Genomic DNA, 15,089 nt, shown 5'->3' on the forward strand with positions numbered 1-15,089 from the left:
GCCCCAAGCCCCGGCCCCCCATCAGTTCGCGGTGAACGTCGTGTCGTTGCGGTAGAGCAGCGTCTGCGACCAGTCCGCCGTGTAGACGAGCGTGTCCACCCGGTAGGTGCCCGCGCTCAGCGACGTGGGAAGGGTGAACGCGGACGTGTACCCGCGCGTCTGGCCGGCCGTGAACGCCTGGTTCGTGTACGCCGTGGACGTCGCCAGCGCGGAGCCGGTCGCGTTGCGGAGCTCATACCTCACCACGCCGGGCTCACCGTGGCCTTCGTGGTGGAGAGCTGCACGTAGTACGTGTCATCCCCGCCACCGTTCGTGGCCGCGTCGTTGACGCCCCACTCCGGCACGGACAGCCGCTTGTCGTGGGATTGGGCGAAGGTCTTGAACTTCGTCAGCGCCGGACCGAACTGCGCGTTCCACACCGACTGCCACCGCGTGAGCGCGCATGAACCCGTGCAGCCCGCCGGAACGGGATAGGCGCCGTTCCAGCCCTGGTCGTACATGTCCAGGCCGACGTAGTCGACATACGCGTCGCCCGGATACGTGGCGCTCAGGTCCGCGGCGGAGATGTCGTAGTTCGGGTTCCAGTCGAACTCGAAGCCCGCGTCCGGCTGCTGCGTGCGCATGGCCGTCACGATGCGGCGGAAGCACGCGGCGAAGTTCGCCTGCTGGCCGTTGCCGGAGTACCAGGGCATCCAGCTGCCGCTGAACTCCCAGCCCAACCGGATGATGGTGCCTTGGAGCTCATAGGCCACCAGGTTGGACGCCAGGTTCTTGAAGCGCTGGTCATACGCACCCGCCGCGCACGACGCGAGCGTGCCCTGCCCGCTGGGGAACATCGCCACCGAGTAGTTGAAGCGCCGCCCTGGCTTCGCCTTCACCCAGGTGCGCCACGCGCCCAGCTGCCAGCCCGGGTTCTCGATGTTGCCCCAGGAGTCCTTCGCCTGGTGCCCCTGCCCCATCTTCACGTCGAAGCCCAGCCAGGTGGAGTACGCGTTCACCGCGTTCGGCTGCGAGTACACCTCGCCCCGGTACACGCCCGTCAGCGGATCCGCCGAAGCAGTCATGCCGGCACACAGCGTGGACACCACGGCCAGGGAGGAGAACAAACGCTGGAGGCGCGAATGCATGAGGAGGAACTCCTGGAGGTGGGAAGCAAGGCTTTACAGACCTTCAATGATTTACAGCTTACGTGTCAACGCGGAGTGGTCCGGCTTCACTGTCCGTGGGTGCCCGCCGGTACGCGCCGGGGCCCACGCCCCAGCGGCGCTTGAAGGCCTTGCTGAAGGCGGGCGCGCTTTCGTATCCGGCGCGCTCCGCGATGGTGTCCAGGCTGTCGGTGGACTCCCGCAGCCAGCGCGCCGCGCGGATCATCCGCCAGTTGGCCAGGTAGTGCAGCGGTGTCTCCCCCACCAGCGCGTGGAAGCGCGCGGCGAACCCGGAGCGCGACACGCCCACGGACCGGGCCAGCTGCTCCAACGTCCATGGGGTGCCGGGCTGCTCGTGCATCAGCGCGAGCGCGTTCCCGACCGCGGGATCCGCCAATGCCTTCCATCCCGCCGGGCCCCCTCCCCCGAGCGCCGTCTGGGCCCGCAGCGCGTGGACGAGCAGCACGTCCGCCAGCCGGCCCAGCACCAGCGCGCTGCCCGGCCCCGGCAGGGCGGTCTCCGCGGTGATGAGCTGGACGCTCGCGGCGAGCGAGGGCGTCCCCTGCCCCTCCTGCGTGGACAGGCGGATGATGGAGGGGAAGGCCCGCAGCAGCGGATGCGAGGGGTCCGCGCCGAACTGGAAGCAGCCGGTGATGAGCGTGGTGAGCGGCCCGGTCCCGCCCAGCCGCGTGGCGGGTGGGCGGAGCATCTGCGACGGGATGAAGTCGCTCGCGGCGGGGGTGCGGCGGCCACCGTCATCCAGCACGTGCACGGGCGCCCGGGGCAGCAGCACCACGTCTCCGGCGGACAGGAACACCGGCTTCGCCGTGCCCTCCACCTGGAGGCGCAGGCTTCCGCGCGCCACCACGTAGAAGGACGCGTTGGCCTTGCGGGGCAGGCGCACCGCCCAGGGCGCGCCCAGCTCGAAGCGGCCGAAGAGCAGCGTCTTGAACCGCAGCGTCTCCAGCACGTCGGAGACCACGTCGGTCTTTCCGTCCGGAGGCATTGGACTCGGAGACAGTTCTTTTGGACGCAGTGACATGGAGCGTCCATAACGGGCGGCCTATTCATGGTCCATCACCTCTTGCTGGAGGCCGCACATGGACCGCACCTCTCCTGACCTGGCCCGGCTGATGGACGCGCACCTCGCGCTCATCGCCACGGACGTCGAGCGCTGGCTGGCGCTCTTCTCGGATGACGCCGTCGTCGAGTTCCCCTACGCCCCCTCGCTCGGCGGGCCGTCGCGGCTGGAGGGCATCGCCGCCATCCGCGCCTACTTCGCGCCCATCACCGCGCACTTCCAGGGGCTCACCTTCACGAACATCCAGCGCTACCCGGGCGTGGATTCAGCGACGGGCTGGCTGGAGGTGCACGGCTCCGCGACGCTGCAGCCCGGGAACATCCCCTATGAACAGGACTACGTGATGCGGATGCAGGTGCGCGACGGCCGCATCGTGCACTACCGCGAGTACTGGAACCCGCTGGCCGCGCCCCGCGGCACCTTCGAGGCCTTCACCCGGGAGCAGGCATGACGCGCATCCTCGTCATCGGAGCCGCCGGCAACACGGGCCGCCCCATCGCGCAAGGGCTCACGGCGGAGGGCTTCACGGTGCGCACCGCCACGCGCGACACACGGCCTCCCGACGCCGCCGCCGAACACGTGCGCTTCGACTGGGCGGATCCGTCCACGCACGAAGCCGCGTTCGAAGGCGTGGACCGGCTGTACGCCCTGGCGCCCGCGCTGGTGGAGGACCCGTCCGCCCTCATGACCTCCGTCCTCAAGCGCGCGCTGGCGGGCGGCGTGCGGCGGGTCGTCCTGCTCTCCGCGTCCGCGGTTCCGGAGGAGGGCCCGGGGCTGGGACAGGTGCACCACTTCCTGCGCACGCACGCGCCAGAGTGGGCCGTGCTCCAGCCGTCATGGTTCATGCAGAACTTCATCAGCCCCGGCCACCACCACGCGGCCAGCCTCCAGCGCGACGGCGCGCTGGTGACGGCCACCGGCCAGGGACGGGTGGGCTTCGTGGACGCGGCGGACATCGCGGCGGTGGGCGTCCGGGCGCTGGCGGATGCGCGGTCGCACGACACGGCGCACGTCATCACCGGGCCCCAGGCGCTGAGCTACGACGACCTCGCGGCCATCCTGTCCCGGGTGTCCGGCCGCCCCATCCGGCACGTGCACGCGACGCCGGAGGAGGCACAGCGGCACCTCCAGGCCTCCGGCATGCCGGAGGTCTATGCGAGCTTCCTCACGCTGCTCGACACACGCATCCGGGACGGCGCGGAGGGCCGCGTGACGGACACCGTGCGCCGGGTCACCGGCCGCGCTCCGCGCGACTTCGAAGCCTTCGCCCGGGCCCACCCGAACGCCTGGCGTTGAAGCCACGAGCCCCCTCGGGGAAACGCGCCACCGCCCGGACGACGGGCGGCGGCGCGGACGACTCAGGTGCAGGTCTTCGGATAGCTGGTGTTCGGCAGGCAGACCTTCACCTGCCCACCGTTGCAGCCGCACCAGTTGGACGTGCACTGCGAATCGCTGCTGCACGCCGTCCAGTTGGCGCACTGCTTCGGATATGTCGAGTTCGGCAGACACACGCGGGTCGTGCCCCCGTTGCAGCCACAGCGATTGGAGGTGCAGTCCGAGTCCCCGCTGCACGACGCCCAGTTGGGCTGCAGCTGCGACTCCACGCTGCCCACTTCCACTTCAGACGCCGTCTCCTCCGACGTCACGTCCATGCCACCGCACGCCAGCAGCGGCAACACCAACAAGGCCAGGAACAGGCTTTGACGCTTCATCAGTCCCCTACCGTATACCGCGAATTGGGACCTGCTGCAGGCAACGCTTCAGCGTTGCATTTTCAAGAAAAGGAACCTGCAGCCGAAACAGCCGACTATTGGCGTCTTTGTAAAGCAGGTCACCCTGACCAAGCAGCGTCTCGGCACCGCCCTCATCAAGAATGATGCGACTGTCATGATTCTGAGGAAGCTTTAAGGCAAATCGATGGACAATATTCGCCTTGATCGCCCCCTTCAGCGCGTTCGCATCAGGGCGCTGCATACACACAATGAGGTGAATGCCTGCCGCACGAGCCTTTTGAGCCAACCTGGCGATCGCACCTTCAAACGCATCTCGCCCGTGCTTCTCTGTGAAGCTGGACACCATCTCTGCATACTCATCAAAGACTGCGACAAAGTAAGGCTCCTGCTTCGCAGGATTCTCTTCGTTGTACTCCGCGAGATTGTCGCAAAGCGCAGCATCGAGCAGGCCATAGCGACGATCCATCTCTTGAACAAGCTCCTCCGACAGCAGCCTTGCCTCGTCTGGGCTCTTTGCCATCTCACGGTCAGCAGCGTGTTCCGTCTGAGCAAAGACCCGAAAGTCCATGGGCTTGCTGCTTGAAAGTCGGAGTTTCAACTGTACAGGAGACTTCCCAAGAAGAAGGGTAAGAATTAGGTTACGCAGAAAGACCGTCTTACCGCTTCCGGTCGTCCCGGCAACGAGCATATGAGGCATGGCTGCAAGGTCCACCCACAATGCGCGTCCAGTAACATCGATTCCGGCGCAAAACCCCAAAGTGAGTTCTTGCCGGGCCGCCATAAACGATGAATGACCTATCAGCTCATCAAACCCCACGGCATACGAAAGTTCCGACATTGGCAGGTCGAGGCCAATAGCGTGCCGGTCAGGCACGTTTGTAATGTGAATATCAGATGTCGTGGTCCCAACCACTCGCGCGATATCCTCGCTAATGCGACGGACTGCGTTGATGGATTCTCCTGGAGCAAGTCGCACATGTGCACGCAAGAGCCTTGGCCCCCTGTCCGCCTCCCGAGCAGAGGGAGGTGAGGCAAGCCGGACCTTGTGCCCGACAAGAGCTCTTTCGAGCCGACTGATCGCCGCCACCACCGGCTCGTCAGCATACGGAGCTACTTTTACCGGCCGTTCCACTGCTGCCTTCAGGCCAAGTTGAGGATCCGCAGCCACGGAGGCACGCCTTTGTGAAGCAGCCACCGACAGACGCGCCTGCGGGTCCTCATCCAAGGCCAACTCTGACGAGAGGTTCGCATCTCCATGGAGCGTTGACGCCGCCGGAGCATTAGGAGCGACTGGCAGGAGTTCATTTTGGTGGCGTGCGACGGCGACAGACGCACGCAGCACTCTCATTGGCTCGGAGACTGGCGCAGAGGGTGCCATTTGGCGCCGAGACAGGCCACTTGCCGTCCCGACACTCTGGTAATGGCCAAGACGAGGGAGCGTAGAGGGAGGCTCTGAATCCAGGGTAGGACTGTCGGCAAGATCAAACGCGAGCCACTCCACGAGAGAACGTGGAATGGTGATGATGCGGACACCCTCTTGTTCGTCCACTTGGACCTGTTCGGTCCCCGAGGCACCTGTGTGCAACAGAAAAGCATCTCCTACGAGATGCCTTCCTTCTGCCGCAATGGTGTAGTCGACCGAGTAATTTCCGGTCGCCAAGTTTGCAGATAGCGCAGGCACATTTAGGAACTCATAGACGCTAGAGTCCATTACATTCATCGCAACAGCCTGCTCAACCTGAGCCTTAATGAGCAGAGAAAGCTGCTTGTGCCGAAATGCGGCATCCAACGGCTTAGGGTCACCGGCAAGCCGCTCCTGAAGCAGTTGCTGGGTATTCCGCACTTGGCCAACTGCTTTCTCACGGGTCCCCAACGCACCCTTACCAAATTTAACTTCCACAACACGTCCGAAGAGGCGGGAAGGCTGTCCCTTTTCGGTCGGGGTCAGATACAGAACGAGCAAGTCATCACACCACCTAGCTGCTTCTTGGTTCTCTCCGTCGTCCACTTCGTTCGTGTATCGGTAGACAAGGCCACCTTTGCGACTCAGTCCTGCAGCTGGAGTGGCCCGAAGCAGGTCCTCCAAACTCACGTAGACTGGCACCACTGAACCAACATTTGTCGGCAGAATCATGCTCCCATGCACGCCATGCTCAATCCGCCGCAACCAACGGTAGGCAAGCGTCGCACCAACATTCCCCTTCAACCGCATACTTGTTCGTGTGTCCGCGATACTTCCGAGCAGAAAGTCGAGCGCCCAAGCACCGGAGAGAACGTTAATATCATCAAGGATAGCATTAGCAGCCCTGCGAGCTTCCACAGTCCGGCCGGCTACATCCAAATCTGCAGTAGTAAGAATTTCACCAAGCTGCTCCCTATACGGGGTGGCATTGCGCGTAACCGTAATAGTGTCATAGCCAGGGCTTTCAGGAACTTCTTGATCGCTATACTCAATAATGGCTGGGGCGTCCTCCAATGCCCCCCCTGCGGAACACCTCAAGTGACAGCTCCCGGTCCAGGTGCACCACCCAGTCGCTATGCTTGTATGTATTTTCCAAATCACGCACATTGGGCAAGGAGCACTCCCAATAAATACCCTTGTCGCGCGACAGGTCGCTATCGCGACAGCCGCGCTGGAGCGCGAGCAGTCGGGCAAGCGCGCCACGTAGTCCCTGTGCATCTGGGTCGACCCAAAGACCTCGCTGGCTGTGCAGCCGACCGTCAGCGCCGGGAGGAAGAGTCCTGCGAAGTGGGGTGGCTAGTAACCCCTGCCCAAACGCTCCATCCCACCACTCATTCAACGGTCCCGTTTTTCCTGACTGCTGCCGGGCATCCACTAACCCATGAACAAAGCACAGATGCACTGCATCCAGATGGGAGCGCGGTCCATCTGTCCCACAGAACCGATAGCGCAGGCGCGCCATGAGCCCCTGGCGAATAACATCCTCATCCGCCGCCCCAATTTGTTCTTGAAAAAAACGCTCGAAGGCGGCACCGTGATCCGCATCGACGCTTGTGGAGAAGAAAAACACGTCGATGGCCGGGATTTGCTCCATTGGCAGACTCCGGATCCGGTCCGAATGCTCGCGCATCGTGTGCCGTAGCCATTGTTCCAGTCCCTCAAGTAGATGCCGCCCATCGCCCGCATTGACGAAGCCAATTCGTAGCGCCCGCCGCTCATCGCGCAGGTGCGGGTGCATTCGCAAGTAACGCGCTACCTTGTTGGCCACGACGCGACCAACGTAGTCCAACGGCTTTCTGTGAACATGCCTCAACTCTGGCAGATACTCCAGATGGAAAGCAGCACTATCAGTAAGTAACAGGCGAGCATTGCCATTATGCCATAAATACCAATCATCCACCACAGTGCGTGGAATTAGCTGCTCAACCTCCTCGCGAGAGAGTTCGAAGCGCCACCCTACGACACCGCCACGGCTCTCCTTCGCAGCAATGACGTTTGCAGCAAAACCATCCTGCAACTGCAATACCGCAGCCAGCAGCCATGGATGGGTCGGCAAGACAATCAGACGCTCTAACTTTTCTTCGCCATCCAGCAACCGCAACGTATCGGTCTGAAGAAGAGCATCATGATCGCTACCGTACCGCAGTGAGCCTCCTTGCAACGTGTCCTCAACCGCATTGCTCCATGCCGCAAGGTAGGCTTCAATTTCACGGCGGGCTCGGTCAAGAGGCAGGAGAGTGATAGCCACTGCGGCATCGTCGACCTCACGGCGGAACCGAGGAAAGCGCTCTTCGGCTAGCGTTCGCAATTTCTCAAGCACTCGGACGCGAGCCTCACGAAAGCGCTCGACCGCTGCCTGGTCGTAAGAACCTCGCTCAGTTAGGCTCCTCCACTGGATACCTACTCGCTCAAGCCAGGGCTTCGTAGGCTGTCTTAAGATGCGGGCTACAGCGCGTTCATACAAAAAGGCCTCGGGCGCCGTCCTCGCAGGCCAGATCTCTCGTGTGACTCCCTCGGCGAGATCCACCTTAAAGCGCGCTGGGACCTCATTCACTTCGAGGACGGCATCTAAGTACCGCGCGCACGTTCGCAGTGCTGTAGTAGTGCGATGACCGAGACGTGTTGTGCTACATGCGAGTTCAAGAAGCTCCTCATACGCGAAGCGACCATCTTCTGGGTCATCCACTTCCTCCTGAGGACGCTCGTCGACGACACGTGGCATCAGAGGGCTGCCTTCCAGCAAAACTAGGAAGATAGGGCGCTCCTCCAGTTCTCGGGTGGCGTCTACTGACTCGACCTCACCAATGGCTACGGGCGCGGAGCCAGTGGGAGTGTAGCGGTGGAAAGCACGCCGGCCCTCGGCTACCCACGCTTGGTCTTCAAGGCTCACTTGTCGTGCCTCTTCAGTCACGACTTCAGCCGCGTCCGAGCCATAAATTACAACCATTAGCGCATCAATTGGATGGCGCAGACTGCGGGGGCCTCGGGTGAGCGCGAGCCGGACAACTGCGAAACCATCCCTTGTGGGTGGCTGAAGCGTGAACAGAATTTCCTCTGCACCATCCTTGACAGGAATCTGCTTCGGATCTAGCCGACTTTTCTCAACATCCCAGACGATTATCTGGGCGCGTTCCTTTCTATTATTGAATGCTCGCCCGAGCCGAATGCGAACGGCAAAGGGGGTTAGCGATGAAACAACCACTAGGCAATCATCCGCCTGTCCAAGCGTGTGGTGATGGGCGGTTCCTTCCACTCTCAACGTGCTTCGGTTGAACGTATTCTTCTGCCGCTTCTGGCGCCGCAGATCCATTCCGGAGAAGGTGGCGAGGTCTAATGCCCTAATTCCCTCGCGCCCGCCTTGAGCAATCTGCAGGGCTTTCTCTGGTTGATCCTCGAAAACCTCGGCGAGTACATGTTCTGGATCCACAATGGGGTTCTCGAAAGCCTCATTAAGGAACTCTCGCAACAGCGCATTGTCATAGAGCCTGCCTTCACCTCGCTGGCGTCGACGCTGGTCCTTATCCTCCAGAATGCGTACCGGCTCGCCCTCTGCAAAGTCAGGGGTAGCATCCATAAGGAAGCACCCCAGCATTGGCAGTCGACGCCCCTGTTCTTCAGGAGGACTGTTTGCGACAGTCTCGACGTAGCGTTCGAACTCCTCGAACACTCGGGGCCATCGGGCTTCAGGAGATTGGTGTCTGCGGTACACCTCTGCAACTTTTCGCAGCGGCGATTCAGGCGGAGCTCCTACCCGATCGATCACAGCAGTCAGGAGCTGTTCGAGCGTCAGAAGCATTTTGTCTGCCAGGAGGTCCTGCGCACTCTTCTGGGTCTCGTTGCCTTCAGCCGTAATTACTACGAGCAGCCGCGGTCGGGGAGCATTGACGGAGTAATGGTCACGAAGACAACTCGCAAACCCCTCACTACCCCGGTTCGTGCCAACACTCAGATCCCCCTCTCCATGCGTATCGCTCACCAAATAGGGGATGACTTCGTACGCACCTTCATCAATCGCAGCAAGTCTAACTCGACGCTCACCACCACCATCCTGTGGAACATGGACTTCGGCTTCTGCACGTGCACGCGAGAGCAGTGCGGAGAACAGCACTCCGCTCACGTCCTTCGGCAGGTAGTCGACGAGGTGTCTGTTTGACGTTCGGAACCCCTGCTCCTTGACGCGCCTAAGCAACAGCTCAGCACTGAGTTCTCCGAGCGGAAGAGACTTGGATAGCTTGTCCATAGTTCAGGCGACCCTTGGCGTCATCAAATTGCGCACATAGGCGGCTTCACCAGCATCGCTATACCGTTCGTAAACGCCCATGGAGCGCAGGTGGGCAAGGAGCCGCTCTCGCTCCTCCGAATCGAACCGTAACCCGTAGCGTTCGAGTCGCGTCCAGAGATTGTCCACGGGAACCTTCTCTCTTCCCGCTCCGATCGATAGGAGCAATACTAACGGCAGCACACCCGCTCCGAGTTCAAAAAAGGCACCAACTCGCTGGCGTGCCTGGACTAGGCCGTATTGGCCTTGCTGCAGGAGGCTTGAGGTAACTTGGATTCCTTGACGATACGCGCGACTACCCGCTGCATTGCGGCTGCTCTGTATATTATACATCTCATATAGCCGACGCAGGGCATGCAATGGGCTTGCCGACTTTGAAATTTCATCAAACGCCCGCTCTCGACTAGTCTCGGCCACTTGGGTCTGTGCAAAACGAACACAGAGTGCGGTCAGCGCCTTGCGCAAGAAAGACTCGAACTGCGGCTCCCGCTCCATGCGCTCTATGAGTTGCCTCGGTCCCCGTGTAGCAGCCTGGAGTTTCGCAAGCACTTCGGAGGTTAGCTCTCCTTGGCGCCATGCATCTACATCTCCCCACTGGTTCACTAAGTAGACCTCCGCAAGCCTCCGGAGTTGGACGAGGATCAGCAGGTGAAAGTGGAAGACGGCAAGCGAGGTATCTAGCTCCTCGAAGCTCACACGGGCGGGCGTCCGAAGCGAGATTGTACGCAACTCCGGATCGGGAGCTCGGCAATACAATCGGCCCGCGAATGGATGATGCTGCGCCTGAATGCGAAGTGTTTCCTCAAGGTCCTGTAGGTTCCGGGGATCAGGGGCATCCATCTGCTTATAGAGGAAATCCATCTGCGGATTGAGGACGCTGGCAACCCTCGGTTGGTAGAGTCCGAGGTGCAGAATGAGCAGCAAATTTAGCTGCTGAAAGAAGTCGGCAGGGGGCAGCGCAGCCTGAATCAGGGTACGCAGGTCCTCTCTAAAAAGCCGGGAGGCTTCCAGGTCAAATGGAACCTCAGCCGCCTTTGCAGTTTCCGGCAGATGAAAGGTGGGCTCCGCCAATGGACTCCACCCGGGCTGAATCCTCTCCAGCACAATGCGCTGGGCCAGATCAAGGTCCGCTGGAGGGCGCCGCATCTGCTCCACAAGATCGCGGATGAGGTCGACGTCAAGAGAGCCATCGTCATTGCGGCATAGGAGAAGAAGCGTTCGTTCAGTAAACCCCTTGGATTCGCTCTCACCCTTACTAGCAGCCTTCACAGCAAGAACGTGAAATGCGAGGGTGATTTTCTTTGTAAGAGTCTCTGCGCGAAACAAATTCTCTAGAGGACTGAGTTCGCCAGAGACAGCCTCTTCCATCGACGCGCCAGCTTCAATTCCTGTCGTAAGGGCAAACAACAATCGAAAAGGCGTACGCTCCGGAGCGTCGGCATTGACCGAGTCGGGAACGATGTCAGGGAGGACGCGACGCTGCCAGTCGCGAAAGCGGGTGTTGCCACGACCATTAGAAACAGGCAGCTCAATCTCCACATCATCAACAACAAGCGTTTGACGAGTGGCGAGGTCTGACATGCTACGCATTGCAGCCAGCCAAGTAAGATCAATTGGCATGTCGGTTCCTCAGCGGGTCAACTGAAGATGGGGCTGGCCGAAGTCGTCAATATATAGACGGGACAACTTCTGAGCGTCCGCATCCCACACATAGAGATCTTTAGCGCGTCGAGCCTGGGCTAGCTCATTCCCCACGCGCTCGCCAATGTATAGGAGTGCCTGATGCTGCGTTAGGTCGCGCATGGACGGTTTCTGTCCAGCCGATACTCTGCGTAGGAAACTATAGAGGGCGAGATCTACCGTGAGTCGCACACCTAGCAGCGTCAGGCTGACTTGGTTTGGTCGGTAGCCAAGCGCAGACAGCAGGCGAGCACGCATCTGATGCGCTTCCACGTGCACATCGGGCGCGACAATTTTCTGAATATGGAAAATTTCATCGAGCGCAGGCGAGTCGGCACGCACTAGAAGCTCGTTACGTGCTCTGACATTAGGCTGGCTGACCTGCAGGTATGCTGTGCCATCTACCAAGCGGCCATTCCCTAAGAGAAATACCTGTTGAACGAGCTGACGAAGCTCTGACAGCCGATTCTTTGTCTCTGCAGAAAGCCGAGCGGGAGTGCGCGCGTTTTGGCTGAAGTCATAATAGGCTTCGAGCAACTTCGAAAAGTCTTCTGCGCCCTCTTGTGCGAACCACGCTTGGAATGTTGGCTCGTGGAACATCACCTGCCGACGCACGGCCGCATCACGACGCCCACCCTTGAAGGTTCCGTCACGCGGCAGCATTGCAGTAAGAGCATCAAGGGATAGGCCCGCTAGCGTCTGTCCATCGCCACCAAGCTCACGAATAGTTTCTTGGGCATTATCGAGTTCGGTCTTGATGGACAGCCGTGTGTGGAGCCGATCAACTTCAGGAGCACTGCTGAACGCGGGGTCATGCCGTGTGAGTGCCTGCCAAATGGCGCCCGCGTTTGGCTGTCGGAACAGTGTCTCCGTGAATTGGCCGGCAAGGAGCCACTCCCCTTTCCCTTTCTCGGCCTGCTTTCGAACAACGTCGCACGGCCCATCGTCCTGTGTGCGCACTGCTATGTCGTAGCGCTCAGTACCGCCCGTCACGAGCCGGTAGAGGAAACCCCACAAATTGCGCGGACTCAAGTGGACGTCTGTATCCAGACCTACACGCTGAAGTGTGCGAAGCAGAGAGTGTCTTGTTGTCGGAAGCTTCAAGGCGCGCAGGTTTAAAGCGACCGGGCAGAGTGCGACTGCTGGGCATACTCGGCACCCGGCCCATTTGGGGCCTGGAATGCTGTCGACGCTTTCTGGGTCGAGCCTGTCGAGCATCCTTTCGGCAAAGCTGGGCTCCCCCGCGCCTGTTGGTGCAAGCAAATCACGTAGGTCGAGGTTAACGACCTCCACTCGCCATTGCGGCTGTATCTCGCCTACAGTGGCCCGACGCAGCCCAAGCTGACGCTGCAGCTCCCGGTAAAGCCCGGCAAAACGAGGGCCCGCACGTTCGAAGAAGCGAATCACCATCCCCGTATTCATAGCGATGAGATGTATGCGGTCATCTGCTACCGGTTCGATATCCGCGAACGGGGCGAAGAAGGTGCTGAGTCGATCCGCTTGGCTTGCATCAGGAGTGAGTGCGTGGGTGGCATCTGCTATGGGCCGGATGCGACTGAGTAGGTGCGGCGAACTGGCGAGACGCTTGCGCAGAACTCGATAGAGGAGATGACTCTTGCCATCTCCCGCATTCCCGGCGAGAACAAACAGGGTAGGTCGGCTAGTAGTACAAGCAGACGCGGCCTGCCGAAGCTCCGAGAGAAGCCAATCCTCCAGAGCATCGTTTACCTGCATGCGTGTGCGCAAATACTCCTGGAGTGCCTGTTGGGAGGGCTTGCCTTGAGTGTCCGTCACCACAGCGGCCAACCCACTCGGCCGGAGTTCCGAGAGCAGCCCAATCATATCGAGGTTGGTGAGAGGATCTGTTGCGACAGGCGGGGCGGTGCGCTGCAGATCGAAGTCCCGAACGAGCTGCAACAGAGCTTCGGCGGAGGGAAGGCGGAGGTTAACGTCCGCTACCAGGTGGTTGAGAAGTTTCTGTAGAACAGACGTGGTGCTGACCGGCCAATCAGCAATTGCGGTGGTTGGCCAACGCAGCTGGGCTCGGCCCTCCACCTTCACCGTATCGGTGTAGGGGTCGAACTTTCGCCGATGCACTACTTCCCAGAGCAGGACACCGACACTGTAGAGATCCGCGCGAGCGTCGTAGACGCCGCCCTCAAGCACCTCTGGGGCGATATAGCCGGGAGTGCCGACGTGTTGCGTCTTCGTAGAAGCAGTGTCCTCACGGGCGACGTTGAAGTCAAAGAGACGTAACCCCCGGCTCGTCCGCATGACGTTGTCAGGCTTAATATCCCGATGGACAAGCCGGATTTCAGCACTCTCGATTTGCATGAGCGCTTCGGCGAGCTGCCGGGCGATGAGCAGTATTTCGTCCAACACATTCTCAGGCGAAGCGACAGGCGCAGGTATCCATGTGCTGTCGAACCACTGCCGGAGCGTAATGCCATCGAGGTATTCGAGTTCAATCAGCGCCGAGCGATACGGGTCGTCAACTTCAAGAGGCTCGGGACCTGACTGGATGCGCACCAGCCGGTAGGTTCCCCCTCCCGTGCGGGCTACTAATTGGTCCTCTTCCTGCTGGAGACGGTGGAGGAGGCGAGCCTCCTCTGCAAGGTAGGTCTTCCACTTTGGGCTTTGGGTTACCTTAATGGCGACACGCCGTGCCTCGTCTGCAGCTGCATCAGCTGTGTCGGGAAGAAGTCGGGCTAAGAAGACTTGGCCTCCGGAACCGACTCCAATAGGTTCCCCGTCTGTTTGGTACCGGTAGCTACGCCCCAGCTTGTCGGTGGCGACGATTTGCGTGCTGCCTTTTTGGCTCACGCGCTCAGTCTAGTCGGGATATGGGTACCGTTGGCAATCTTACATTTTCGCACCACTGCGTCTAGACCATTTGATGCCGGCTCATCTACCGGCGTGGAGGTAGTCGTTTCTCGCTCCGTTCATACGGCCAGCAATGGTGGTGTGAGCCGTCGGTCACCTCGACAATAAGTAAGATGCACTCTTTCAGGTGATGTCCGGAGGCAACCTGCTGACGGACGGCGCCGGCTGTTGCTTCCGCGCCTGGGACGCAACCAATCGTCAGAACTGCTTCGCGGGCTGGTGCTACAGCGAGGCGGAGACGGACGCGGTCATCGCCCGCAGCCATGGCTGTGACGTCGTCACCCTGGAGTCGATGCAGGGCAATGTCATCGACCACATCGACATGTGGATGGCGGTGCTGTCACCCAAGACCGTGCTCGTGGGCCGCTACGACGTGCGCGACGACGCCATCAACGCCGCCATCCTGGACCGCAACGCGCGGCGACTCGCGGACCTGGGCTACGACGTCGTGCGCATCCCCATGCCCACCCCCTACTGCCGCGACGAGGGCGGCACCTGAATGGGAACGCCCGAGCGCGTCTACGAGTGTGATGGCACCAACACGCGCGTCTGGGCCACGTACCTCAACTCCATCCGCCTGGGGGACGTGATGGCCGTGCCCATGTACCGCTGGGTTCCACCCTCCCAGGCCTGGCGGCACCACGGCCAGGAGCGGGAGGCCCTCGCCACCTACCCGTAGGCGCTGGACCGCGGGTTCGGGGCGGGCGCGGCGAAGGTCGTGCCCATCCCCTCGGCCACCCCCATCCCCTGCCAGGGCTCCCTGTACTTGCATCACGGAGACGTTCCCGAAGTCGTCCCCGTGACGCATGGAGACTGCCGGGCACAC

12 protein-coding genes are annotated in these 15,089 nt (G+C 61.0%); 4 read left to right on the plus strand and 8 right to left on the minus strand.

Going from position 1 to position 15,089, the window contains the following annotated elements; translation table 11 throughout:
• Positions 1-21: 21 nt before the first annotated feature.
• Genes D7W82_RS41540 through D7W82_RS15155 form a run of 3 tightly spaced genes read right to left on the minus strand, consistent with a single transcriptional unit; the run spans position 22 to position 2,151 of the window.
• Positions 22-243 (minus strand): hypothetical protein, encoded by a 222-nt coding sequence (locus tag D7W82_RS41540; RefSeq protein ID WP_233587585.1) that lies wholly within the window; start codon positions 241-243, stop codon positions 22-24.
• Positions 240-1,127 carry a glycoside hydrolase family 26 protein gene (locus tag D7W82_RS15150; protein ID WP_233587586.1) on the minus strand — a complete coding sequence of 296 codons (888 nt, stop codon included), beginning with the start codon at positions 1,125-1,127 and terminating at the stop codon, positions 240-242. Before D7W82_RS15150 ends, D7W82_RS41540 begins: the two co-directional genes overlap by 4 nt.
• Positions 1,128-1,185: 58 nt before the next feature.
• On the minus strand, positions 1,186-2,151 hold the full coding sequence (locus D7W82_RS15155; RefSeq protein WP_120619038.1) for an AraC family transcriptional regulator: 966 nt from the start codon (positions 2,149-2,151) through the stop codon (positions 1,186-1,188).
• A 94-nt stretch (positions 2,152-2,245) separates the two neighbouring features.
• Here D7W82_RS15155 and D7W82_RS15160 point away from each other — a divergent pair, with 94 nt between their 5' ends.
• Complete coding sequence (locus tag D7W82_RS15160; RefSeq protein WP_120619039.1) at positions 2,246-2,677, plus strand: nuclear transport factor 2 family protein; 432 nt, start codon at positions 2,246-2,248, stop codon at positions 2,675-2,677.
• On the plus strand, positions 2,674-3,522 hold the full coding sequence (locus D7W82_RS15165) for an NmrA family NAD(P)-binding protein (protein ID WP_120619040.1): 849 nt from the start codon (positions 2,674-2,676) through the stop codon (positions 3,520-3,522). Before D7W82_RS15160 ends, D7W82_RS15165 begins: the two co-directional genes overlap by 4 nt.
• 62 nt (positions 3,523-3,584) lie before the next feature.
• Here the strand turns inward: D7W82_RS15165 and D7W82_RS15170 are convergent, their stop codons facing one another.
• The 5 genes from D7W82_RS15170 to D7W82_RS15190 are packed head-to-tail and all read right to left on the minus strand — an operon-like array spanning position 3,585 to position 14,203.
• The gene (locus tag D7W82_RS15170) at positions 3,585-3,938 is read right to left on the minus strand and encodes a hypothetical protein (RefSeq protein ID WP_147439344.1); all 354 of its coding nucleotides are present in this window, start codon (positions 3,936-3,938) and stop codon (positions 3,585-3,587) included.
• A 7-nt stretch (positions 3,939-3,945) separates the two neighbouring features.
• Positions 3,946-6,435 (minus strand): FtsK/SpoIIIE domain-containing protein, encoded by a 2,490-nt coding sequence (locus D7W82_RS15175; protein WP_158617667.1) that lies wholly within the window; start codon positions 6,433-6,435, stop codon positions 3,946-3,948.
• The gene (locus D7W82_RS40525; RefSeq protein ID WP_158617668.1) at positions 6,410-9,661 is read right to left on the minus strand and encodes a hypothetical protein; all 3,252 of its coding nucleotides are present in this window, start codon (positions 9,659-9,661) and stop codon (positions 6,410-6,412) included. Before D7W82_RS40525 ends, D7W82_RS15175 begins: the two co-directional genes overlap by 26 nt.
• Before the next feature lie 3 nt (positions 9,662-9,664).
• A complete protein-coding gene (gene dptG / locus D7W82_RS15185) occupies positions 9,665-11,320 on the minus strand; it encodes a DNA phosphorothioation-dependent restriction protein DptG (protein ID WP_120619044.1) in 1,656 nt (551 codons plus the stop codon).
• A gap of 9 nt (positions 11,321-11,329) precedes the next feature.
• Positions 11,330-14,203, minus strand: coding sequence for a protein kinase (locus D7W82_RS15190; protein WP_120619045.1), 2,874 nt, complete (start codon positions 14,201-14,203; stop codon positions 11,330-11,332).
• Positions 14,204-14,393: 190 nt separating this feature from the next.
• Between D7W82_RS15190 and D7W82_RS15195 the strand changes: the two genes are divergently transcribed.
• A complete protein-coding gene (locus D7W82_RS15195; RefSeq protein ID WP_120619046.1) occupies positions 14,394-14,762 on the plus strand; it encodes a hypothetical protein in 369 nt (122 codons plus the stop codon).
• Positions 14,763-14,942 carry a hypothetical protein gene (locus D7W82_RS15200; protein ID WP_120619047.1) on the plus strand — a complete coding sequence of 60 codons (180 nt, stop codon included), beginning with the start codon at positions 14,763-14,765 and terminating at the stop codon, positions 14,940-14,942.
• The last annotated feature ends 147 nt before the right edge of the window (positions 14,943-15,089 follow it).

The sequence above is a fragment of the Corallococcus sp. CA049B genome (assembly GCF_003611685.1).
In the GTDB taxonomy this organism is placed as follows: domain Bacteria; phylum Myxococcota; class Myxococcia; order Myxococcales; family Myxococcaceae; genus Corallococcus; species Corallococcus coralloides.

Coding starts and splice junctions, on each gene's coding strand:
- D7W82_RS15150 (WP_233587586.1), bottom strand. CDS start 1,127: ATGCATTCGCGCCTCCAGCGTTTGTTCTCCTCCCTGGCCGTGGTGTCC.
- D7W82_RS15155 (WP_120619038.1), bottom strand. CDS start 2,151: ATGCCTCCGGACGGAAAGACCGACGTGGTCTCCGACGTGCTGGAGACG.
- D7W82_RS15160 (WP_120619039.1), top strand. CDS start 2,246: ATGGACCGCACCTCTCCTGACCTGGCCCGGCTGATGGACGCGCACCTC.
- D7W82_RS15165 (WP_120619040.1), top strand. CDS start 2,674: ATGACGCGCATCCTCGTCATCGGAGCCGCCGGCAACACGGGCCGCCCC.
- D7W82_RS15170 (WP_147439344.1), bottom strand. CDS start 3,938: ATGAAGCGTCAAAGCCTGTTCCTGGCCTTGTTGGTGTTGCCGCTGCTG.
- D7W82_RS40525 (WP_158617668.1), bottom strand. CDS start 9,661: ATGGACAAGCTATCCAAGTCTCTTCCGCTCGGAGAACTCAGTGCTGAG.
- dptG (WP_120619044.1), bottom strand. CDS start 11,320: ATGCCAATTGATCTTACTTGGCTGGCTGCAATGCGTAGCATGTCAGAC.
- D7W82_RS15195 (WP_120619046.1), top strand. CDS start 14,394: ATGTCCGGAGGCAACCTGCTGACGGACGGCGCCGGCTGTTGCTTCCGC.
- D7W82_RS15200 (WP_120619047.1), top strand. CDS start 14,763: ATGGGAACGCCCGAGCGCGTCTACGAGTGTGATGGCACCAACACGCGC.